Source organism: Streptomyces sp. NPDC043861, assembly GCF_056435905.1.
On the sequence record NZ_JBWKDP010000009.1, the window covers coordinates 105,427 to 126,299 of the forward strand.

At 71.5% G+C, this 20,873-nt stretch carries 21 protein-coding genes; 13 read left to right on the forward strand and 8 right to left on the reverse strand.

The window, feature by feature from the left end; genetic code table 11:
• Positions 1 to 14: 14 nt before the first annotated feature.
• Complete coding sequence (locus tag AC068D_RS21375) at positions 15 to 2,159, reverse strand: S9 family peptidase (protein ID WP_478824605.1); 2,145 nt, start codon at positions 2,157 to 2,159, stop codon at positions 15 to 17.
• A gap of 156 nt (positions 2,160 to 2,315) precedes the next feature.
• On the opposite strand from AC068D_RS21375, the gene AC068D_RS21380 reads away from it, so the two are divergent.
• From AC068D_RS21380 to AC068D_RS21395, 4 genes are all read left to right on the forward strand, one after another.
• Complete coding sequence (locus tag AC068D_RS21380; protein ID WP_478824606.1) at positions 2,316 to 2,510, forward strand: hypothetical protein; 195 nt, start codon at positions 2,316 to 2,318, stop codon at positions 2,508 to 2,510.
• Positions 2,511 to 2,625: 115 nt separating this feature from the next.
• On the forward strand, positions 2,626 to 3,534 hold the full coding sequence (gene mshB, locus AC068D_RS21385; protein WP_478824607.1) for an N-acetyl-1-D-myo-inositol-2-amino-2-deoxy-alpha-D-glucopyranoside deacetylase: 909 nt from the start codon (positions 2,626 to 2,628) through the stop codon (positions 3,532 to 3,534).
• Positions 3,531 to 3,911, forward strand: coding sequence for a DUF6113 family protein (locus AC068D_RS21390; RefSeq protein WP_478824608.1), 381 nt, complete (start codon positions 3,531 to 3,533; stop codon positions 3,909 to 3,911). Before mshB ends, AC068D_RS21390 begins: the two co-directional genes overlap by 4 nt.
• Before the next feature lie 196 nt (positions 3,912 to 4,107).
• Positions 4,108 to 6,189: a hypothetical protein gene (locus tag AC068D_RS21395; protein ID WP_478824609.1), complete on the forward strand. Its 2,082-nt coding sequence runs from the start codon at positions 4,108 to 4,110 to the stop codon at positions 6,187 to 6,189.
• Between the two features lie 478 nt (positions 6,190 to 6,667).
• Here AC068D_RS21395 and AC068D_RS21400 read toward each other — a convergent pair whose 3' ends face one another.
• Both AC068D_RS21400 and AC068D_RS21405 read right to left on the reverse strand, forming a co-directional pair.
• Positions 6,668 to 7,507: a transglutaminase family protein gene (locus tag AC068D_RS21400; protein WP_478824610.1), complete on the reverse strand. Its 840-nt coding sequence runs from the start codon at positions 7,505 to 7,507 to the stop codon at positions 6,668 to 6,670.
• Positions 7,508 to 7,524: 17 nt separating this feature from the next.
• Positions 7,525 to 8,532 (reverse strand): GNAT family N-acetyltransferase, encoded by a 1,008-nt coding sequence (locus AC068D_RS21405; protein WP_478824611.1) that lies wholly within the window; start codon positions 8,530 to 8,532, stop codon positions 7,525 to 7,527.
• 139 nt (positions 8,533 to 8,671) lie between these two features.
• Here AC068D_RS21405 and fdxA point away from each other — a divergent pair, with 139 nt between their 5' ends.
• On the forward strand, positions 8,672 to 8,992 hold the full coding sequence (gene fdxA / locus AC068D_RS21410; RefSeq protein ID WP_010474859.1) for a ferredoxin: 321 nt from the start codon (positions 8,672 to 8,674) through the stop codon (positions 8,990 to 8,992).
• 111 nt (positions 8,993 to 9,103) lie between these two features.
• Entirely contained in the window at positions 9,104 to 10,198 is a 1,095-nt protein-coding gene (locus AC068D_RS21415) for a bifunctional succinyldiaminopimelate transaminase/glutamate-prephenate aminotransferase (RefSeq protein WP_478824612.1), read from the forward strand.
• A gap of 174 nt (positions 10,199 to 10,372) precedes the next feature.
• Here the strand turns inward: AC068D_RS21415 and AC068D_RS21420 are convergent, their stop codons facing one another.
• Entirely contained in the window at positions 10,373 to 10,882 is a 510-nt protein-coding gene (locus tag AC068D_RS21420) for an ATP-binding protein (protein WP_478824613.1), read from the reverse strand.
• 719 nt (positions 10,883 to 11,601) lie between these two features.
• On the reverse strand, positions 11,602 to 12,525 hold the full coding sequence (locus AC068D_RS21425; RefSeq protein WP_478824614.1) for a VldE C-terminal domain-containing protein: 924 nt from the start codon (positions 12,523 to 12,525) through the stop codon (positions 11,602 to 11,604).
• 71 nt (positions 12,526 to 12,596) lie between these two features.
• Here AC068D_RS21425 and dapE point away from each other — a divergent pair, with 71 nt between their 5' ends.
• Complete coding sequence (gene dapE, locus AC068D_RS21430; protein ID WP_478824615.1) at positions 12,597 to 13,676, forward strand: succinyl-diaminopimelate desuccinylase; 1,080 nt, start codon at positions 12,597 to 12,599, stop codon at positions 13,674 to 13,676.
• Between the two features lie 93 nt (positions 13,677 to 13,769).
• Positions 13,770 to 14,552 carry an LOG family protein gene (locus AC068D_RS21435; protein WP_478824616.1) on the forward strand — a complete coding sequence of 261 codons (783 nt, stop codon included), beginning with the start codon at positions 13,770 to 13,772 and terminating at the stop codon, positions 14,550 to 14,552.
• A gap of 109 nt (positions 14,553 to 14,661) precedes the next feature.
• On the opposite strand, the gene folP is transcribed toward AC068D_RS21435, so the two are convergent.
• Positions 14,662 to 15,534, reverse strand: coding sequence for a dihydropteroate synthase (gene folP, locus AC068D_RS21440; protein WP_478824617.1), 873 nt, complete (start codon positions 15,532 to 15,534; stop codon positions 14,662 to 14,664).
• A gap of 102 nt (positions 15,535 to 15,636) precedes the next feature.
• Here folP and AC068D_RS21445 point away from each other — a divergent pair, with 102 nt between their 5' ends.
• Both AC068D_RS21445 and AC068D_RS21450 read left to right on the forward strand, forming a co-directional pair.
• Positions 15,637 to 16,122 carry a DivIVA domain-containing protein gene (locus AC068D_RS21445; protein WP_478824618.1) on the forward strand — a complete coding sequence of 162 codons (486 nt, stop codon included), beginning with the start codon at positions 15,637 to 15,639 and terminating at the stop codon, positions 16,120 to 16,122.
• Positions 16,119 to 16,712 carry a DNA-3-methyladenine glycosylase I gene (locus tag AC068D_RS21450; protein WP_478824619.1) on the forward strand — a complete coding sequence of 198 codons (594 nt, stop codon included), beginning with the start codon at positions 16,119 to 16,121 and terminating at the stop codon, positions 16,710 to 16,712. Before AC068D_RS21445 ends, AC068D_RS21450 begins: the two co-directional genes overlap by 4 nt.
• 93 nt (positions 16,713 to 16,805) lie before the next feature.
• Here AC068D_RS21450 and chcB read toward each other — a convergent pair whose 3' ends face one another.
• Positions 16,806 to 17,606: a 2-cyclohexenylcarbonyl CoA isomerase gene (gene chcB / locus AC068D_RS21455; protein WP_478824620.1), complete on the reverse strand. Its 801-nt coding sequence runs from the start codon at positions 17,604 to 17,606 to the stop codon at positions 16,806 to 16,808.
• A 328-nt stretch (positions 17,607 to 17,934) separates the two neighbouring features.
• On the opposite strand from chcB, the gene AC068D_RS21460 reads away from it, so the two are divergent.
• Positions 17,935 to 18,102: a DUF3117 domain-containing protein gene (locus AC068D_RS21460; protein WP_003966491.1), complete on the forward strand. Its 168-nt coding sequence runs from the start codon at positions 17,935 to 17,937 to the stop codon at positions 18,100 to 18,102.
• A gap of 268 nt (positions 18,103 to 18,370) precedes the next feature.
• On the opposite strand, the gene AC068D_RS21465 is transcribed toward AC068D_RS21460, so the two are convergent.
• Positions 18,371 to 19,036: an O-methyltransferase gene (locus AC068D_RS21465; RefSeq protein ID WP_478824621.1), complete on the reverse strand. Its 666-nt coding sequence runs from the start codon at positions 19,034 to 19,036 to the stop codon at positions 18,371 to 18,373.
• Between the two features lie 141 nt (positions 19,037 to 19,177).
• Between AC068D_RS21465 and sigE the strand changes: the two genes are divergently transcribed.
• Together sigE and AC068D_RS21475 are read left to right on the forward strand one after the other, a co-directional pair.
• Positions 19,178 to 19,939, forward strand: a complete 762-nt coding sequence (gene sigE, locus AC068D_RS21470) for an RNA polymerase sigma factor SigE (RefSeq protein WP_478824622.1) — start codon at positions 19,178 to 19,180, stop codon at positions 19,937 to 19,939.
• Positions 19,936 to 20,748: an anti-sigma factor family protein gene (locus AC068D_RS21475; protein WP_478824623.1), complete on the forward strand. Its 813-nt coding sequence runs from the start codon at positions 19,936 to 19,938 to the stop codon at positions 20,746 to 20,748. Before sigE ends, AC068D_RS21475 begins: the two co-directional genes overlap by 4 nt.
• Positions 20,749 to 20,873 lie beyond the last annotated feature (125 nt).

Consider the following 20,873-nt stretch of genomic DNA (forward strand, 5'->3'; position numbering starts at 1 on the left):
GACGGCGGGAGCCGTTACGGCTGGCCCATCCCCAGCGAACGCTTCAAGAACTCCACCTGGAGCAGCAGCAGGTTCTCGGTGACCTGCTCCTGCGGCGTCATATGGCTGACTCCGCTGAGCGGCAGCACCTCATGGGGCCGGCCCGCGGCCAGCAGCGCCGATGACAGCCGGAGACTGTGTGCCATCACCACATTGTCGTCCGCAAGACCATGGATGATCATCAACGGCCTCGACGGCTCTGCCGGAGCGCTCAGGCCGTCATCCGTGACGAGGGAGTTTGCGGCGTACACCTCCGGGTGTTCTTGCGGCATACCCAGATAGCGCTCGGTGTAGTGCGTGTCGTACAGCCGCCAGTCGCTGACCGGCGCACCCGCGACGCCCGCGTGGAAGACGTCCGGCCGGCGCAGCACCGCCAGCGCGGCCAGGTATCCGCCGAACGACCATCCGCGGATCGCCACCCGCCCGAGGTCCAGCGGGAAACGACCGGCGAGCTCCTGCAGCGCCTCGATCTGGTCGTCCAGCGCAAGTGCCAGATCGTTTCTGACCGCCTTCTCCCACGCCGGGGAACGGCCCGGGGAACCCCTGCCGTCCGCGACGACCACCGCGAAGCCCTGGTCGGCGAACCACTGCGAAGTGAGATGCGCATGGTGCGCGGCGAGCACCCGCTGACCGTGGGGTCCGCCGTAGGGATCCAGCAGCACCGGAAGTGGTCCCTCCGGCTCCTGCCGGTCGGAGGGAAGCAGCACGGCGCACGGAACGCGCCGTGCGCCCGCCTCCGTGAGGCGCACGCGCGGGGTGAGAACCGGTTTCTCCGCGTACGAGGCGATCACGGTGAGCGGCTTTCCGTCCCGCAGCACGCGCACCGTGGAACCGCTCACTTCCGGCCTGGACGAAGAGAGCACCGTCACCGTGCCCGAACGCACGGCGGAGTGCACCCCCACGCCCTCGGAGACCCGCTGCACACCCAGCTCGCCCACCCGGTACACATGGATCTCGCCGGTCTCCCGCTCCACGGCATCCTCACCCGCCGACGCCGAGACGAGGACGTCCGACTCACCGACGTCCAGCACCGCCCGCACATGCAACCGGGCTCCGGTCAGCGGCCCGTCGCCCACCACCAGCACCCGCGCACCGTCCTCGTCGGCGATCCGCACGAGCTGCCCGTCCGGGGTCAGGGCGGGCGCCCCGGACGGCAACTCGACCCACGCGGGGTCCTCGTCCACATGCAGGGTGCGCGTCGCACCCGTATCGGTGTCCACGGAGAGATGCAGCGCCGTGCGCTGATCCCGTGACTGCACGAGCAGCAGCGGCGCCCCGGACGGTGACCAGTGCACGCGGGCGAGATACGGATGGCGCTCCCGGTCCCAGACGACCTCGGTCCGCCCTCCGTCGAGTCCGACGAGATACAGCCGGACGTCCGCGTCGGCCGTCCCCGCCGCCGGGTAGGGAACCTGAGCCGGCTCCCGGTCCGGGTGCGCCGGATCCGTCATCCACCAGCGCTGCACGGGGGATTCGTCGACACGCGCCACCAGCAGCTTGTCGCTGTCGGGTCCCCACCAGAACCCGCGCGTGCGGCCCATCTCCTCGGCCGCCACGAACTCCGCGACGCCGTACGTCGTCCTGGCGTCCTCCGGCTCGGCCAGCGCGCGGTCCCCGTCGCCCTCCGCGCCGATCACCCGCAGCGCACCCTGTGCCGCATAGGCGACGAACCGCCCGTCAGGGGAGGGGCGGGGGTCGATCACCGCTCCCGCCGCGGGCAGTTCACGTGCCGTCCCCGCCCTCAGCTCGGCCGTGAAGAGCCGCCCCGACAGCGCGAACGCCGCCAACTCCACCTCCCTGTCGACGGCATAGCCGACGATGCCCCCGGAGCCCTCGCGGCTGCGCTCCCGCCGGGCCCGCTCCTCGGTGGGCAACTCCTCGGCCTCGCCGCCCAGCAGTGCGTCCGGGTCGGCGGCCACCCGCTCGCGTACCTCCCCTTCCAGGTCCAGCACCCAGAGCCGGTGGGCGCGTTCCGTGCCCGAGGGGGAGCGGAGGAACACGACGCGCGAGCCGTCCGGCGACACCGTGAACGCACGTGGAGCACCGAGTCCGAAGCGCTGGGTCCTGGCGTACTGACGAGGGAACGAGAGCGGGATGGGGTGCTGCTGCCTCGATGTCATATGGCCGAATCTAGTGCCGTGCGCCCCCGTGTGCTGCCGTGCACCGATCGATGCGTGGGTGCGGATAGTTATGATCCCTAACGCCAGGTGGGTATGACTCCTCCGGCACATGCGTGCTGCCTGTTACCGACCGAATATCTATGGAGGTGAACCGCCGTGGCACTCTCGATTTCGGCGGTGGTGCTGCTGGCGATCATCGTCTTCCTGCTGGTCAAGAAATCCGGCCTGAAGGCGGGTCACGCGGCGGTCTGCATGCTGCTCGGGTTCTATCTGGCCAGCTCCTCCATCGCCCCGACGATCAGCGAGGTGACCACGAATGTGGCGGGCATGATCGGCGGGCTCAAGTTCTAGGCCGGCGGGTCCGGGGGCGCGCCGTCCCGCACCGCACGGCCTCGGGTTCCGGTGGTCGGCCGGGGCGATCCCGTGCGGCCCGCTGCCCCGGCCGGGGGCCTCGTAGGCTGGGGGCATGAAGGACCTCGCAGCCCGTCGTCTCCTCCTGGTGCACGCGCACCCCGACGACGAGTCGATCAACAATGGCGCCACCATGGCGCGGTACGCCGCCGAGGGCGCCCACGTCACGCTGGTGACATGCACCCTCGGCGAGGAGGGCGAGGTCATCCCGCCCGAACTGGCCCATCTGACCGCCGACCAGGAGGACGGCCTGGGAGCCCACCGGATCGGCGAACTGGCCGCTGCCATGGCCGAGCTGGGTGTCACCGACCACCGGTTCCTCGGCGGTCCCGGCCGTTTCCGCGACTCCGGAATGATGGGACTGCCCCAGAACCGCCGCCCCCGCGCCTTCTGGAGCGCCGACGTGGACGAGGCTGCGCCGTACCTCGTCGAGGTGATTCGTTCGGCACGGCCGCAGGTCCTCGTGACGTACGACCCCCACGGCGGCTACGGCCACCCCGACCACATCCAGGCGCACCGCGTCGCGATGCGGGCGGCCGGCCTCGCCGCGGAGCCGGCCTTCCGGCCCGACCTCGGCAGCCCGCACTCCATCACCAAGATCTACTGGAACCGGGTGCCGCGGTCGGTCGCGGAGGACGGATTCGCCCGGCTGCGCGCCGACATGGACAGCGCCGACATGGACAAGCGCGGCTTCCCCGGTGTCGCGGACATCGGTGACATCCCCGGCGTTGTGGATGATTCGATGGTCACTGCCGAGATCGACGGCAGTGCGTACGCCGACCGGAAGGCGGCCGCGATGCGCGCCCATGCCACCCAGATCGTGGTCGACGGTGCCTTCTTCGCACTCTCCAACGATCTCGGCCAGCCGGTGTTCACCACCGAGTACTACCAGTTGGCGCGTGGCGAATCCGGCACACCTGCCGGTGAGCGTGAGCGCGACCTGTTCGAGGGAGTGGCCCCATGAGCGAGCCCGGAGCCTGGATGACACAGTCCCTGAAACCGGGACGGATCGCCGGATATCTCGGCCTTCTCGTCCTCGGACTTGTGGTGGGGACCGCGGGCTCGCTGGTCCAAGCCGCATGGTTCCCCGCGGGGTTGGCCCTGGCCCTGCTCGGTTCCGCGGGCCTGTTCTACGGTGGTGTGCGCGCCACCAGTACCCACTTCGGCGCGCTCGTCCCCGCCGCCGGCTGGATCGTGGCCGTGCTGCTGCTCAGCGGTGGACGCCCGGAAGGTGACGGCCTCTTCGCCGGCGGTATCGGCGAGATCGTCTTCCTGCTGGGCGGAATGCTGGTGGCTGTGATCTGCGCCACCGTCGCGCGGTCTCCGCGACCAGGCGGATGAACAGGCCGACTTGGCATGTGACGTGTCCTGTCTCGGGCCGAAATGACCCCGCATCGGGGGGTGCATGCGGGGCTCTGCTTCCGGCAGTCCCCGGGTGCGATTCGGCGGCGGCCAGTATGGTGGTGCGCGCTGCCGAGCCGCCCGAAGCAGTGGTACCAGTAAGAACGGGCGGCGGAGCCAACCGGGAGAACCTGCTTTGAGTCGTGAAACTGACAGTTCGTCCTCCGGCCCCCAGGGGCACGGTGGAGCTGCGTACCCCTCGGGGACACCGCCGTACGGATCCCGCCAGTATCCGTCGCTGCACCCGACGCAGGACGCTCCGGACGAGAGAGCCGAGCCCGCGTCCACCACGCAGCCGGACGAGCCCAGGACCGAGACCACGCTGACCACCCGCATCCGGATCAACATCCCGGGTTCGCGGCCGATCCCGCCGGTCGTCATGCGCACGCCGATGAGCGATGTGAACGCGCGCGAGAAGGCGAGCGGAGCCGCGGGGGCGAACGGTCAGCCCAAGGTCGAACGGGCAGCCGAGCGTACGGGCAGTACGCCGCGGCCTGCTGCGTCGACCACGGAGGCCCCCTCCGCGCCGGTGCGTCCCAGCGAGGGCGCCCCCGCCGCGGCGGACGGGAACGCGGAGAAGCCGGCCGAGGAGAAGACGAGCGACTGGTTCGCGCCGCGTAAGTCGCCGACTCCTGTTCCGGCCCAGGCCCCGGCCCCGGAGGCACCGGGCGGGCCGACCGGACCCGGCGCCGCCGCCCCGCGCCCCGCCGGCTCGCCCGGCACCCCCGCGGAGACCCCGGCTGCCGGACCGTCCACACCTCCGCTCGGCCAGCGCCGGCCGGGTGCCTCCGGGTCCGCGGCCCCGACCGGCCCCACGACGGGTCCGGTCACCGGCACCTCCCCGTTCGCGGCGGGAGCCGCCGACGGGGTGCCGCGGATGAGCGACGACACGGCGGTCCTGACGCCGCAGAGCCCCGCGCCCGGGCCCGGTTTTCCCGGGTCGGCCTTCCCCGACCCGGGTCCCTCAGTGCCGGGGCGTTCGGCGCCCGACCGGTCCGCGCCCGGTCCGACGGCTTCCGGCACCAATGTCTCCGGCGACACGCTGACCAGTGGCATCCCGGTGGTCCCGCCGCAGCACCGCTCGCCGTTCGCGCCCTCGGGCCCGGCCGGCCCGCGCGGCGGCGGCCCCGCCGCGAGCCCCTGGCCCCCCGGCGGCCCCGGTACGGACTTCTCGGCAGACTTCCCCGGACCGTCCGCCCCGGACCACGCCGCCTCCGGACCTTCGACGCCCGCACCGGCGGCCGCGTCGCCCTCGGCCCCTCCGGTCAGGAAGGGCAGGTCCAAACTGGTTCTCCTGGGTGCGGGTGTGTTCGGTCTGCTCGTCGTCGCGTACGGCGCCGGGCTGCTGCTCAACCACTCCGAGGTCCCCAAGGGCACCACGGTGCTCGGCGTCGACATCGGCGGTGGCTCCAAGGAGGACGGGGTCGTCAAGCTCGAGGCCGCTCTGGGCGATCGCGCAGCCGCTCCCCTCCAGCTCACGGTGGGAGCCAAGAAGGCGCAGCTCGCCCCGGACAAGGCGGGCCTCGCGCTGGACAGCCAGGCGACCGTGCGCGCCGCCGCGGGCAGCGACTACAACCCGGTCTCCGTGATCGGCTCCCTCTTCGGCGGCGAGCGGGTCGCCCAGCCGGTCATCCCGGTGGACGAGGAGAAGCTCCAGGTCGCGCTCACCGACCTGGCGGGATCCTCCGGCTCGGCCACCGAGGGAACGATCAGGTTCGAGCCCGGCAAGGCCGTAGCCGTACCGGGCAAGGCGGGCATGTCGCTCGACGTGCAGCAGTCGATGATCTCGGTGAAGGACGCCTACCGCGCCATGGTCGAGACGGGCCGGTCGAATTCGGTCGAACTGCCTGTCGGAACCCGCGAGCCCACCATCAACAAGGCCGAACTGGACCGGGCGATGAAGGAATTCGCCGAGCCCGCCATGTCCGGCCTGATCACGATCAAGGCGGGCGACAAGCAGATCCAGTTCGGCCCCGCCCGGTCCCTGCCCAAGATCCTCTCGATGCGGCCGGTCGACGGCCGCCTCGTCGAGGTCTACAACAAGCAGGCCATCGAGGAACTGCTCGACGGTGTCTTCGACGGCATCCTGATCACCAAGGGCGACGGCAAGCAGCATCCGCTGTCGGCCACCGATGTCGCCTCCGCGATGCAGAAGGCACTGCTGGGCAAGACCCCGGCGGAGCGCACCGGGACGATCGAACTCGACCCCCAGGGCTGAGGGACGCCGCCCTCACCGCAGCGTCGACCTCGCGGCCCCTGCGCCCGCCACGGCGGGCGCAGGGGCCCGCGAGGGTTCGGGGCCGGCGGCTGAAGAGCGCGACGCGGTGGCCGGCTGTGCGTACGACTCGGTCCGTCGCGTGCGCCGTCCGCGGCACGCGCCGAATCCCCGGGCCCGCTCCCCGCGGGCGCCGGCTCGTCGCTCCACGGCGCCGACGACAACCTCGGCGCTGTGGGCGAGCAGGCCGCGCGTCACAGGTCCGGCGCTGCTGCGCCGACGGCAGGCCCGCCATCCCCGGGGAGGCGTTCGACGCGACGAGTCACGGGTGGCGGGGCCCTGCCCAGCGTGACCGCGCCGAGGGGCCCTCGTGCCGGAATCGCCCGCCTTCTCCCTGTAGGTGCACCGGGCCTCCGACCGGCCCGGCGCCCGGCTCCCGGCTCCGGGGGAGCAAAGCCGGTCGACCGGACATCAGTCGCACTCAGTTCAGCATCGACCGGGCCGCATGAGCCTTCCTCCTGATCGAAGCGGCCGTCGAGGGCTCCACCTCCGAGACGATGTCCGCATACGCGTCCATCTCCGCCGCCCCGGCCCGGAAGTCGCCGCGCTGGACGAGGAGTTGGGCGCGCTCAAAGCGGAGGCGGGCCGGATGGGAGGGAAGGAGGAGGGAGAGTTCGACGGCCCAGAGGCCCACGTCCGTGCGCTCGGGGCGGGCCGCGGACCAGGCGCGGATGTTGTTGAGGATGCGCAGGACGATCTCCAGAGGGCTCGCCGGCACCAGCATCGACGGATCGAGGGGTTCGCCGGTCGCGCCGACGACGAGGAGCTCTGCGTCGGCCCCGGTGAGCAGGCGGCCGCCCGCGAACGGATCCGCGAGGACGGGCTGGGACGGGTCGCCGATACCGACGACGAAGTGGCCGGGCAGGGCCACACCGTAGACGGGCGCGCCGGCGCGGCGGGCGACCTCGAGCCAGACGACGGAAAGCAGGATGGGCAGGCCGCGGCGGCGCCGCAGGACCTCGTGGAGGAGGGAGGACTCCAGCCGCTGGTAGCAGCCCGGCGTGCCGTGGAAGCCGCAGCGTTCCCCGAGGAGACCCGCCAGGGCCGCCATCCATGACTCAGGACCGGCGATTCCGTACGGCAGCAGGCCCGCCAGCCGGTCCAGCTCGATCTGCGCCGCGTCGAGTGCCGCCTCGTCGAGTGCCGGATCGGCCTCCCCGCCCACGAGCAGGCAGAGCGTCGCAAGGTCGGGCCGCTCGGAGCGGACCTCCTCGGCGAACCTGCGGCGCCAGGGGGAGGCCCCGGGCTGTGGCGGGTGCATATGCGTCTCGTACCCGCTCAGGAAGATCGGGAGCAGCGGAAATGGTGATAGAGGTGATGGACCGAGAATCCCATCCCCTCGTACATCTGCCGAGCCCCGTCGTTGTCCGACTCGACCTGCAGCCACGCGGCCGAGGCGCCCTCGTCCAGTGCCTGTCGCGCGAGCGCCGCCATCACGGCCGTCGCCAGGCCCTGTCTGCGGCAGGCGGGGTCGACCTCCACTGCCATGAAGCCCGCCCAACGTCCGTCGACCACACAGCGGCCGATGGCGGAGGGAACATCCGACTCACCGGGTACGGTGGCGAACCACACCGAGGGGCCGCTGGACAATACGTGCAGCATATGAGGGCCAGGCACACCGGTCCGCTGGTAGCGCCGCAGCCATGCTTCGTCGACCGACCGTCCCAGCCGCACCCGCGACACATCCGCGGCCAGGTCCCCGACCGGCGCCAGCCCGCCGATGCGGAGCTCCGCCGACACCTCGCGCGCCCAGCCGCGCCGCTCCAGCTCCGCGCAGAGCGCCTCCTGCGTGCCCTCGGCGCCCGTCGCCGTCTGGACGTAGGCCGGAAGGTCCCGCTCGGCGTACCAGCCCCGCACCCGCTCGAGTGCGTCGTCCAGCGGTATCCCCGGCTCACCCAGCGGCAGCACGGAGTTCGCACGTCGTGTGAACCCGGACGCCGACCGCAGCATCCACTCGCCGAGCCGCTCGCTCTCCACCGGCTGCCAAGCCCGGGCCGAGACCCGGGCCAGATCCTCGAACGACGCCGCCGGAAGACCCCGTCTGCGCGCCGGTGCGGGCGGCACGACCTTGCCCGCGACCAGCGACGATTCCGCGATGCGGACGGTCTCGCCGGTACGGCGTGTGATCAGCAGCACATCGTTGTCCCATGATGTGAGAACCCCGACCGTGTCGGTGTACTTCTCCCCAGTCGCACCGGCATCGGCGAGCCGTCGCACCGAGACACGTTTTCCCACGTCAGAGGGGGTGATACGGACCTCTGGTTGTCCGCTCGCAGTGAATTCCACAGCTCAGTCCGCCCCTCCTGTTCGGATCATCCCCAGGAACGGAGATACTAGGTGCGGGCATCGACGACGCCGCGCTCCCGCGCAGCCCCGCGGCGAGCCGCAGAACGGACGCCGCGCCCTACCGAGGAGGAACGACAGCGTGACCTACGTCATTGCGCAGCCTTGTGTCGACGTCAAGGACAAGGCGTGCATCGAGGAGTGCCCCGTCGACTGCATCTACGAGGGCCAGCGGTCCTTGTACATCCACCCGGACGAATGCGTCGACTGTGGTGCCTGTGAGCCGGTCTGCCCGGTCGAGGCGATCTTCTACGAGGATGACACCCCCGAGGAATGGAAGGACTACTACAAGGCGAACGTCGAGTTCTTCGACGAGCTCGGTTCGCCCGGTGGCGCCTCCAAGCTGGGGCTGATCGAGCGTGACCACCCCTTCATCGCCGCACTGCCGCCGCAGAACGGCTGATCGCGCCGAACCCGGTCCCGTACGGCACGTCCGCCGTGCGGGGCCGCGGCGTTCGACCAAGCCCGCGCCGTTCGAGCCGGTCCGCGCCGTACGTACGAGAAAGTGAGCACCGTGTCCGCAGTCTCTTCGCGTCTCCCGGTCTTTCCCTGGGACAGGCTGGAGCCGTACAAGGCGACCGCAGCGGCCCACCCGGACGGCATCGTCGACCTTTCCGTCGGCACGCCGGTCGACCCGGTTCCGGACCTGATCCGGCAGGCCCTCGTCGCGGCCGCGGACGCCCCCGGCTATCCCACGGTGTGGGGGACCACGGCCCTGCGTGACGCATTGGTCGGATGGTGTGAGCGGCGGCTCGGCGCGGTGTCGTTCGCGCACACCAACGTGCTTCCGGTAGTGGGGTCGAAGGAGCTGGTGGCCTGGCTGCCGACCCAGCTCGGCCTGGGCGCCGGCGACAAGGTCGCGTATCCGCGGCTCGCCTACCCGACGTACGAGGTCGGCGCACGGCTCTGCGGTGCGACGCCCGTCGTGTACGACGACCCCACGGAGCTCGACCCCGCCGGCCTCAAGCTGCTCTGGCTGAACTCCCCGTCGAACCCCACGGGCCGGGTCCTGTCGAAGGACGAGCTGACCCGGACGGTCGCGTGGGCGCGCGAACACGGCGTACTGCTCTTCAGCGACGAGTGCTACCTGGAACTGGGCTGGGACGCCGAACCCGTGTCCGTACTGCACCCCGACGTCTGCGGTGGTTCGTACGAGGGCATCGTCTCCGTCCACTCGCTCTCCAAGCGGTCGAACCTCGCGGGCTACCGCGCGGCGTTCATCGCGGGTGACGCGGCTGTCCTCGGCGAGCTCCTCCAGATCCGCAAGCACGGCGGGATGATGACACCCGCTCCGGTGCAGGCGGCGACGGTCGCGGCGCTCGGCGACGACACCCACGTGGCGGAGCAGCGGGCCAGGTACGCGTCCCGGCGCGGAGCACTGCGCGAGGCCCTGCTCAAGCACGGCTTCCGTATCGAGCACAGCGAGGCGAGCCTCTATCTGTGGGCGACCCGCGACGAGCCCTGCTGGGACACGGTCGCGCATCTGGCCGGACTGGGCATCCTCGTCGCGCCGGGAGACTTCTACGGCCCCGCTGGTGAGCGGTTCGTCCGTGTGGCCTTCACAGCCACCGACGAGCGGGTCGAGGCTGCTGTCAAGCGCCTCGGCTGATCTCCGGACGCCCGGACCGATCGCCCGGCCGGACGGTCGGCGGGGAACGGCCGGCGTCCGGCGGGGCGATCGGTCGCACATGGTCGACGGGCGACATGGACCCGCGGACGCGGACAGCGGACGGAAGGGCCCTCGGGAGCTTGTGCTCCCGAGGGCCCTTCCGTGTATCCGGTTCTACTGGCCGAGCAGCCCGTCGGCGGGCAGCTGGTCGGCCGGCAGGGGGGCGGCGAGCCCGTCGCCGGGGAGCGGTGCGGCCGGCAGGGGCGCCGCTGCGGTCGGGACACCGCCGCTGAGCGAATCGGCCGCCGGGAGGCCCTGCTCGGCAGCGGTGCCCGCGGTGCCGCCCACCACACCGGCCGCGGAGCCTGCGGCCTCGCCCGCCGTCTCCTGCGCGGCGGGGGCGCCCGTCCTGGCCGCCTCGCCGACGGTCTTGCTCGCGGCCGGCAGGGCCGTGCCGACCAGCCTGCCGCCCGCCTCGTTCGCCTGGCCGGCGGCCTGCTGCGCGGTGCCGTCCGCGGTGTCGCCGACTGCGGCGCCGTCGAGCTGGGTCAGCCCGCCGCCCATGTTCTGGGCGGGTGCAAGGTCCACGGCGCTTGCGGAGCCGGCCGCACCGACCACGGGAGCTGCGCCCGCTGCGACGAGCAGCGCGGCACGGGCGATCCGACGGGTCAGGGGGAGGGACATGGTGCTCCTTCGACGAGAGAACGTTGGGTGTTGCCTGTCCGGCAGTCGGACGGGGGTGTTGCCTGTCCGGCAGTCGGACGCAGTGACAACCGCCTTTGGGCCCGGAATGGTTGCGGTGACCATCGGTAAAGAGTTGGCAATGCATCGCATAATCGGCTGGGGACAAACGCGGGCGAACAATACGTGCTCCGGCGATGTGCCGAACCGTCACTTCTCTTCAATCCCAAGGGAATTGGGGAACGCTCTCGAACGTGTCCGAACGGGCCGGAGAAATATCGCCCGGCCATGGGATACGCCCCACGGGTGAGTGAAGGAGCGGACGCCTGCGCGAAATGAAATTCGGGGCGGATTGTTCCACCGTGCTCTTGACGCGTTCCGTCTGCATGCCGTTCGCGTCCCTCCCCGCAGGCGCGCACACGTGCCCCCGGCGAGACCGTCCGGGTCGGCGGGAGACGCCCGGCGCCGGGCCAAGGGTGCTCCCGTGATCCCCGGCAGGCGAAGGACGACGACTGGCGTAAGGCACTCCACCGGCCACCGCTGGGAGGCGCCCCCACGCCGGGTTGTCGGAGCGCCCGGATACGCCTCCCCCGCTATGAGGACACCCCTCGCTATGAGGACACCCCTCCGCCTTGCGATGCTTCCCCTCGGCCCTGGCGGGCCCGGTGAGACCCCGCACATCCGACGCCACGTGCTGATCCACCAGGGATCACGGACAGCCCTCAGTGGGCGAGACGGATCCGGACCACGCCGCCGCCGGCTTCCGGTCCTGCGGCACGCCACCCCTCGTCCGCCTCATCGGCGCTCCACACCCGGCCCGAGTACGAGATCTCCGTGATGCGCAGCTCGGTCGCCCGGGCCACCGCCCAGTGCGCCAGTTCCCAGCCGCGCCGGGCAGCGGATCCGCCGCCCTCGGCCGTGGCCGCGCTCACCGGGAGCACCAGCTCGGCGGGGCGCGGCGCGCCGGAGCGGCCCGAACCGGCGGAGGCGGGCAGCACCTCGGCACCGAAGGACCGCTTCAGCTCGGAGCGCACCTTCGCCGTGTCGCCCGGTCCGGTCCCCTGCCCCGCCGAACACGTCAGCGACGCGGTGGCGCGGCCGGTGAGCGCGGCAGCCAGAAGCGAGGCGTCCGGCTCGTGCTTCGCGTACGCCTGCGGGAAGCCGCTGCGCTGGACGCGCTGGGCCGCCACGGTCAGGGGCAGACGCGAATAGCCCGGCACCTTGGCGAGATGGTCGTAGAACTTCCCCGCGGAGTACACCGGGTCGAGGATCTGGCCGGGGGTTCCCCAGCCCTGCGAGGGCCGCTGCTGGAAGAGACCCAGCGAGTCCCGGTCGCCGTGCCTGATGTTGCGCAGCGCGGACTCCTGGAGCGCGGTCGCCAGGGCGATGGTGACCGCGCGCTCCGGCATCCCGCGTGTGGTGCCCACCGCCGAGATCGTGGCGGCATTGGCGGCCATCTCCGGGGTGAGCTCGTACGACGCACCGGAGCCGGATCCCGGACCTCCGGCCGAGCGCACGACGCAGCGCGGCGCGCCCCCGGTCACGTACTGCACGACCACATAGGCGACGAGGGCCAGCAGCACGGCGAACGCGGCCGCCGCTCGCATGAGCCGGCCGCGCCGGACGGGGGAGGCGGTCTCGGTCACGCTGCCCACGGTACCGGCCTCCGACAGCCGCCCCGCCGGGGGCCGGACAAGCGGGACGCTAGGGTCGGGGCATGCCCGAAACCGCGCTTGATCTCTCCCTGGACGCCCCCGCGCTGACCGCCCGGCTCGTCGACTTCCCTTCGGTCAGCGGCAACGAGAAGGCTCTCGCCGACGCGATCGAGCAGGCCCTGCGCACCCTGCCGCACCTCACGGTCGACCGTCACGGCAACAACGTCGTCGCCCGTACGGACCTCGGGCGTGCCGAAAGGGTCGTCCTCGCCGGGCACATCGACACCGTGCCGATCGCCGACAACGTCCCCTCCAGGCTGGACGACAACGGCATCCTGTGGGGCTGCGGCACCTCGGACATGAAGTCGGGCGTCGCCGTCCAGCTGCGCATCGCCGCGACCGTCCCGGTGCCCAACCGCGACCTGACCTTCGTCTTCTACGACAACGAAGAGGTGGCCGCACACCTGAATGGCCTCGGGCATCTGGCCGACGCACACCCCGACTGGCTCGAGGGCGACTTCGCCGTGCTGCTGGAGCCGTCGGACGCCCAGGTCGAAGGCGGCTGCCAGGGCACGCTGCGGGTCCATCTGCGCATGACCGGTGAACGCGCACACTCCGCGCGCAGCTGGATGGGGTCAAACGCCATTCACGCCGCAGGGCCGGTGCTGGCCCGCCTCGCCGCGTACGAGCCGCGCCGTCCGGTGATCGACGGGCTCGAGTACCGCGAGGGCCTCAGCGCCGTGGGGATCCAGGGCGGCGTCGCCACCAACGTCATCCCCGACGAGTGCACCGTGGTGATCAACTACCGCTATGCCCCGGACCGTGGCATGGCCGACGCGGAGGCCCACGTCCGCGAGGTCTTCGCGGACTGCGGAGTCGCCGAGTTCATCGTCGACGATCACACGGGCGGGGCCCTGCCCGGGCTCTCCCACCCGGCCGCAGCCGCCTTCATGGAGGCCGTGGGTGGCACCGCACAGCCCAAGTTCGGCTGGACGGACGTCTCGCGGTTCAGCGCGCTCGGCGTTCCCGCGGTCAACTACGGACCCGGCGACGCCCTCTTCGCCCACAAGCGGGACGAGCATGTGGCCGTCGACAGGATCACGCACTGCGAGCAGCGGCTCCGGGACTGGCTCACGGCCTGACCTCCTCCTGTCCGACCTTCGGAATTTCGCTCCCGGCCATCTCTGTCGACCTACCCTGACCTGGAACGAGCACAGCAGCGGAGGGAGCAGGTCATGGGCAACCCCGACGAAGCACGGCAGCCGGAGGAACAGCGGCTGGGGCCGGTGCTGCGCCGCAGAGACCAGATCCAGCCCGGCACCACGGACCAGCGGCTGCTGGACACCGAGGGCGACTCGGAATGGGTGCACACGGACCCCTGGCGGGTCATGCGCATCCAGTCGGAGTTCGTCGAAGGCTTCGGAGCCCTCGCCGAACTGCCCAGTGCCATCAGCGTCTTCGGCTCCGCCCGGACCGCGCCCGGCACTCCGGAGTACGACGCGGGTGTCCGTATCGGCAGGGCGCTCGTCGAAGCGGGCTTCGCCGTGATCACCGGCGGGGGGCCGGGCGCGATGGAGGCCGCGAACAGGGGTGCCCGGGAGGCCAGGGGGATCTCCGTCGGGCTGGGTATCGAGCTGCCCTTCGAGCAGGGGCTCAACCCGCACGTCGACATCGGGGTGAACTTCCGCTACTTCTTCGTCCGCAAGACGATGTTCGTGAAGTACGCACAGGGCTTCGTGGTCATGCCGGGCGGCTTCGGAACCCTCGACGAGCTCTTCGAGGCCCTCACCCTTGTCCAGACGCGCAAGGTGACCCGCTTCCCGATCGTGCTCTTCGGTACGGCGTACTGGTCCGGCCTGGTCGACTGGCTCCGGGACACCGTGGTGGCCCAGGGCAAGGCGTCCGGGCGCGACCTGCTGCTCTTCCACGTCACGGACGACGTGGAGGAGGCCGTGGGGCTGGTCACGAAGGAGACCGGCCCGCCCGAGCCGCTCGCCTTCGAGGGCTACGAGGCATAGGCCGGCTTCGTCGTCCTCGCCGGACCCCGCCCGACCGGCGAGATCCGGAGGAGGCGCCCCGGAGGGCCCGGTACCGGCGTTCTCGCCGGTCCGGGCCGGCCCCCGTCGCTCAGGCCAGCCCCCTGCGGGCGACCGCCGGGGGCCTGTGCCCCGCGATGGACGCCACCATGTCCAGCACCTGACGGGTCTCGGCCACCTCGTGCACGCGGTACACCTGCGCCCCGAGCCACGCCGACACCGCCGTAGTCGCGAGCGTGCCGATCAGGCGCTCCTTCACCGGTCGATCGAGCGTCTCGCCGACGAAGTCCTTGTTCGACAGGGAGACCAGCACCGGCCAGCCCGTCTCGACCATGTCGCCGAGGCGGCGGGTCGCCTCCAGAGAGTGGCGGGTGTTCTTCCCGAAGTCATGGCCGGGGTCGATGAGGATCCGGTCCCTGCACACCCCGAGCTCCACCGCCCGCTCGGCCAGCCCGGTCGTCACCCGCAGGATGTCGGCCATCACGTCGTCGTACGCGACCCGGTGCGGTCGCGTCCTCGGTTCCGCCCCGCCGGCGTGCGTGCACACCAGACCGACGTCGTACCGTGCCGCCACCTCGGCCAGCTTCGGGTCCACGCCGCCCCAGGCGTCGTTCAGCAGGTCGGCGCCCGCCTCGCAGACCGCGGCGCCCACATCGTGCCGCCAGGTGTCCACACTGATCACCACGTCGGGGAAGCGCCTGCGCACCTCGGCGACGAAACCGACGGTGCGGCGGGCCTCCTCCTCGGCCGAGACCTCTTCCCCGGGACCGGCCTTCACCCCGCCGATGTCGATGATGGCGGCACCCTCCGACACCGCGTGCTCGACGCGGGCGAGTGCGGGCTCGTCGCGGAACGTCGCCCCCCGGTCGTAGAAGGAGTCGGGGGTCCGGTTCACGATCGCCATGATCACCGGTTCGTGCGCATCGAATTCGCGCCGGCCAAGCCGCAGAGTCCCGCTGCGCATCCCGTGTTTCCTCCTCGCGTTCCGTCGCCTGTGACCTTAACCGTCCGTGGCGCATGGCACGATCGGCACCGGACGGTTTCCTGCTCCGGGGAGAGGCGCGCTGTGTTCTGGTTCTTGCTGATCGCGATGGTTGTGGTGGTCGCCGCGGTCACCCTCGCGGTGGTCGGCGGCGGTGAGAGCGCCGTTCTTCCGGATGCGGCGCCCGAGCAGCTGGTGGACCCGCTGCCGATGGCGCGTCCGGTGGGCCGCGCGGACATCGAGGCGCTCCGGCTGCCGGTGGTGCCGCGGGGCTACCGGATGGCGGAGGTCGACGACGTCCTCGACCGCCTGGGCGCGGAGCTCGCGGAGCGGGACGCCCGGATCGCGGAACTGGAATCCGTGCTGGCCGGGCAGCAGGCGACGGCCGTGGGGCGGCCCGGGCTGTTCGAAGCGCCGGAGGACCGCCGCGGCGGCATGGTCGACAAGCCGCCGGCCGAGCGGCACGACGCGCGCCCGGCCGGGCAGTCCGACGCGGAGCCCGGCGAGCGGTCCGGCGAGGAGCCGGACGAGCGGTCGGGCGGCGGGAACGCCGAGGGGCAGGAGCGGTGAGTGGCGGCGCGGTTGCCGGCCCGGACGGGCGGCTGCGCTGCCCCTGGGGCCTGTCCACCGATGACTACGTGGCCTACCACGACGAGGAATGGGGCCGGCCGGTCCACGGGGACGACGCGCTGTTCGAGCGGCTCTGCCTGGAGGCGTTCCAGTCCGGGCTGTCGTGGATCACGATCCTGCGTCGCCGCGAGACCTTCAGGAAGGCCTTCCAGGGCTTCAGGATCGCATCGGTGGCGTCCTTCACCGGGGCCGACGAGGAGCGGCTGCTCATGGACCCCGGGATCATCCGCAACCGCGCCAAGATCGAGGCCACCCTCGCCAACGCCCGGGTGCTGGCCGACTGGCCGGACGGCGAGCTGGACAGGCTGATCTGGTCGTACGCGCCGGACCCGGCAAACCGGCCGGCGCCGCGCACCCTCGCGGACGTCCCGGCGGTCACGGACGAGTCGACGGCTCTGTCCAAGGACCTCAAGAAGCGGGGTCTGCGCTTCATCGGCCCCACCACGGCGTACGCCCTGATGCAGGCGTGCGGCCTGGTCGACGACCACCTCGCCGACTGCGTGGCCCGCAGGGCGCCCGGAGCAGCATGACGCCCCGGGCGCAATGACCCCGCCCGGGCGGCGGGGGCACGTCGGGGCGGGCGACGTCCGCGTCACCGGCGCCCCGACCACCCGTCGGCCGGGCTACCGTCCGAGGTACTTGGGCTTCTCCTTGGCGACGAACGCCTTGACCGCGATCGCGTGGTCCTCCGAGGCGCCCGCCCTGGTCTGCAGCTCGTCCTCCTTCGCCAGCGTCTCGCCGAGCGTGTGACCGGCGCCGTAGGCGAGGGACTCCTTGATCGCGGCGTAGGCGAGGGTCGGGCCCTCGGCGAGAGCACGGGCGACCGCGGCCGCCTCCTCGGCGAGGTCGTCGGCCGGTACCAGCTTGTTCGCGATGCCCAGGTCGAAGGCCTCCTGGGCAGAGATCGAACGCGGGAAGAGCAGGAGGTCGGCGGCACGGCTCGACCCGATCAGCCGTGGCAGCGTCCAGGAGACGCCCGAGTCGGCGGTCAGGGCGACCCCGGCGAAGGAGGTCGTGAACTTCGCCGAGTCGGCGACGACCCGGTAGTCCGCGGCCAGTGCGAAGCCGAACCCGGCGCCGGCCGCGACACCGTTCACCCCGGCGACGACCGGCTTCGGCATCTCGGTGAGCGCCTGCACGATGGGGTTGTAGTGATCGCGCACCGTGTTCATCGTGTGGCTGGTGCCCTTCTCACGGTCGGACACGAGCAGGGAGATGTGCTCCTTCAGGTCCTGGCCCACGCAGAATGCGCGTCCCGTCGCGGTCAGCAGCACCGCCCGTACCGCCTCGTCCGCCGCAGCGGCACGCACGCTGTCCCTGAGGGCTTCCTTGGCCTCGATGTTCATCGCGTTCATGGCCTCGGGCCGGTTGATCGTGATGGTCGCGAGTCCGTCCTTCACCTCGTACAGCACGGTGTCGGCCATGTGGTGTCCCCTTTGCGGCTCGGGCGATGTGCTCGTGTCGAGCCCAGCATGGCGGAGATCGCCGAGCCCGACATACGCACCGGTATGTGACCTGCGTCAAAGAAATGCCGGTGCGCGGGGCGAGTGCGACGGCGAAGTATCTCAGCCGGATCGCCGAATTGGGTGGTTTTGAGAGAGCGCGTTGCGCAAGCGATGCAGACCGATGTTGGTCATCGGGTCCCGACATGCGGGATAATGGCTGGGAAGCAATGTGTTCGATGCCGGTGACGTGTGCCCACCCAGGGGGCCGTCGGCTGACGATGAGCTGGTTTCAGGAAGGGGAACGAGCATGGCGGCCATGAAGCCGCGGACGGGCGACGGCCCGCTCGAGGTGACCAAGGAGGGGCGGGGCATCGTCATGCGCGTTCCGCTCGAAGGCGGCGGTCGGCTTGTCGTCGAGCTGACTCCGGACGAGGCCGACGCCCTTGGCGACGCCCTCAAGAAGGTCGTCGGCTGACGCGGAGAGCGCCCACCACCTTTCTTCTGCACTGCCCCGGCACGGCTACGACCGTGCTGGGGCAGTGTCGTATTCGTGCCGGGTACGGGACCCCGGGTGACGGCCTAAGGGCTGTCCCGTAATCCCCGGCGGGCGCACGACGACAGCTACGGCACCTCGCTGCGTTGTCGGAGTGCCCGAATACGCCCAGTATGAGGACACCCCTCCGCCTTACGATGCACCGCATCTGACGCCGCGCGCTGATCCACCGGAGATTACGGGACAGCCCTTAGCCGCGGCGGACCGCGCAGAGGAGCCCGTCACCCACCGGCAGGAGTGAGGGCACCAGTTCCTGGCTCTCGCGTACGGCCCGCAGCAGCTCCCGCAGTCGCAGCACCTCCGCCGGTTGGGCCGCCGAATCGACCGTCCGGCCGTCCGCGAAGACACCCTCGAAGCAGACAAGCCCCCCAGGTCGCAGCAGGCGCAACGATTCAGCGAGGTAGTCCAGCGACTCCATCCGGTCTCCGTCGCAGAACACCAGGTCGTATCCGCCGTCCGCAAGCCGCGGCAGTACGTCCAGGGCGCGGCCGGGGATGAAACGCGCCCGGTTTCCCGCGAAGCCCGCGGCGCGGAACGCCTGCCGGGCGAACTGCTGCCGCTCCGGCTGGGGGTCCACGGTCGTCAGTACACCGTCGGGCCGCATGCCCTGCAGCAGATAGATCCCGGAAACGCCTGTTCCGGTGCCGATCTCCGCCACCGCCTTGGCGTCCGCCGCCGCGGCCAGCAGTCGCAGCGCGGCGCCGGTGCCCGGTGACACCGAGGGCAGCGCTGTCTCCCGGGACCGCTCGCGGGCCCAGTGCAGTGCTTCGTCCTCGGCGACAAAGGCGTCGGCGAACGCCCAGTTCGTCTGCCGGTTGGCGGTGATGACCCTCTCCTGTCCCCGTAGTTGGCGCAACGGTGACTGTATCCGCTGTGCCCGGGAACCCGGAGATGGGACCGGGCGTTAAGAAGAGGCGCGAAGGAATTCACGGCGGCTGCCGGAGCGGCCCCAAATTCGCGTAAAGATTCTTATCCGGAGCTAACGGGCGAGGTGGCTATGGTAGGGGCTCCACTGGACACCACCAGAGCCGACAGGGGAGGTGCGGCTGCGCCTGTGGATCGGAGAGGGCTGCTGAAGCGCCTTCTCGGATCGGCGGGTGAGCCGAAATCCGTGACAGACACCGCTGACGCCCGTTCTCTCCGTGCCGACTCCGCAGCCACCGCGACATTCGCATCGGATGCGGAAGCCCAGGCGTGGACTCCTCCTTCCTGGGAGGAGATCGTCAGCACGCACAGCGGCCGGGTCTACCGTCTCGCCTACCGTCTGACCGGAAACCAGCACGACGCGGAGGACCTCACCCAGGAGGTCTTCGTCCGTGTCTTCCGCTCCCTGTCCACGTACACGCCGGGGACGTTCGAGGGCTGGCTGCACCGCATCACGACGAACCTCTTCCTGGACATGGTCCGCCGCAAGCAGCGGATCCGCTTCGACGCGCTCGGCGACGACGCGGCCGAGCGCCTGCCCAGCCGTGAGCCCTCGCCGCAACAGGTCTTCCACGACACGCACTTCGACGCCGACGTCCAGCAGGCGCTGGACACCCTGGCGCCCGAGTTCCGCGCGGCCGTCGTGCTCTGCGACATCGAGGGACTGTCGTACGAGGAGATCGCGGCCACGCTCGGTGTCAAGCTCGGCACCGTCCGCAGTCGTATCCACCGTGGTCGCTCGCATCTGCGCAAGGCTCTCCAGCACCGCTCTCCCGAAGCACGTGCGGAGCAGCGCGCGCTCGCGGGCGTGGCCGGGGAGGGCGGTACGGCGTGAGTGGCATCGGCCCGACCCCTGCAGAGCAGCACCTGGGGGACCGGCTCGCTGCTCTCATCGACGGCGAGCTGAATCACGATGCGCGTGAGCGTGTCCTCGCGCATCTGGCGACCTGCGCCAAATGCAAGGCCGAGGCCGACGCGCAGCGCCGGCTGAAGAGCGTGTTCGCGGCGACCGCACCTCCGCCGCCGTCCGAAGGGTTTCTCGCCCGGCTGCAGGGCTTGCCCGGCGGGCCGCCCGAAGGGCGTCCCGCCGCTGACGACGACAGACGGGGACCGTTCGACGGGGGGCGCCTCGGCCAGGGCGCCTTCGGCGTGACCCCGGACGACTTCGGTTACGCCCCGGAGCACGGCCCGGGGTTCCGCATCCATGACGTGGGGCGGCAAGAGGCCGAGCGTTCGCTCTGGCGCGGCCGTAGATTCGCCCTCACGGCGGCCAGCGCGGTCTCCTTCGCGGCGATCGCCCTGGGCGGCACGCTACCGCTGGCCGCGGGCGACGCCGCTGCCCGCGGGGACCAGCGGGGGAACAGCGTGACACCGCAGCGGAGCGCGACGGCCTCGACCGGGACGGGCACGGAGGGCCGTCGGCGTGGCCACGTGGCCGGCGGCGAGCAGGCGGTGGGCCCGGTCCCCCGGAGTGCGGTGCAGGTGGAGTCACCGGCGCACCCGTTCTCGGCATCGAGCCTGCTCACGGGCGCCACACCGGCCTTGATACGGCCATCGGGCCCGGAGTTCCGGTTCGCCACGGCCTCCGTGCCTCCCACGCCCACCCCGTACCCGACCCAGCTTGCGGCCCCGGACCGACGATGACGCCGGCGGTCGCCGTGCTGTGTGCCACCGTCCGCAAACCTGATTGAATCCAGGGAAGAGTGTCCGGCGGGGCGCGCGCGGAACGGCTGTTGCGGGGAGAGCATGGAAAACGGGAAGCAGACGGG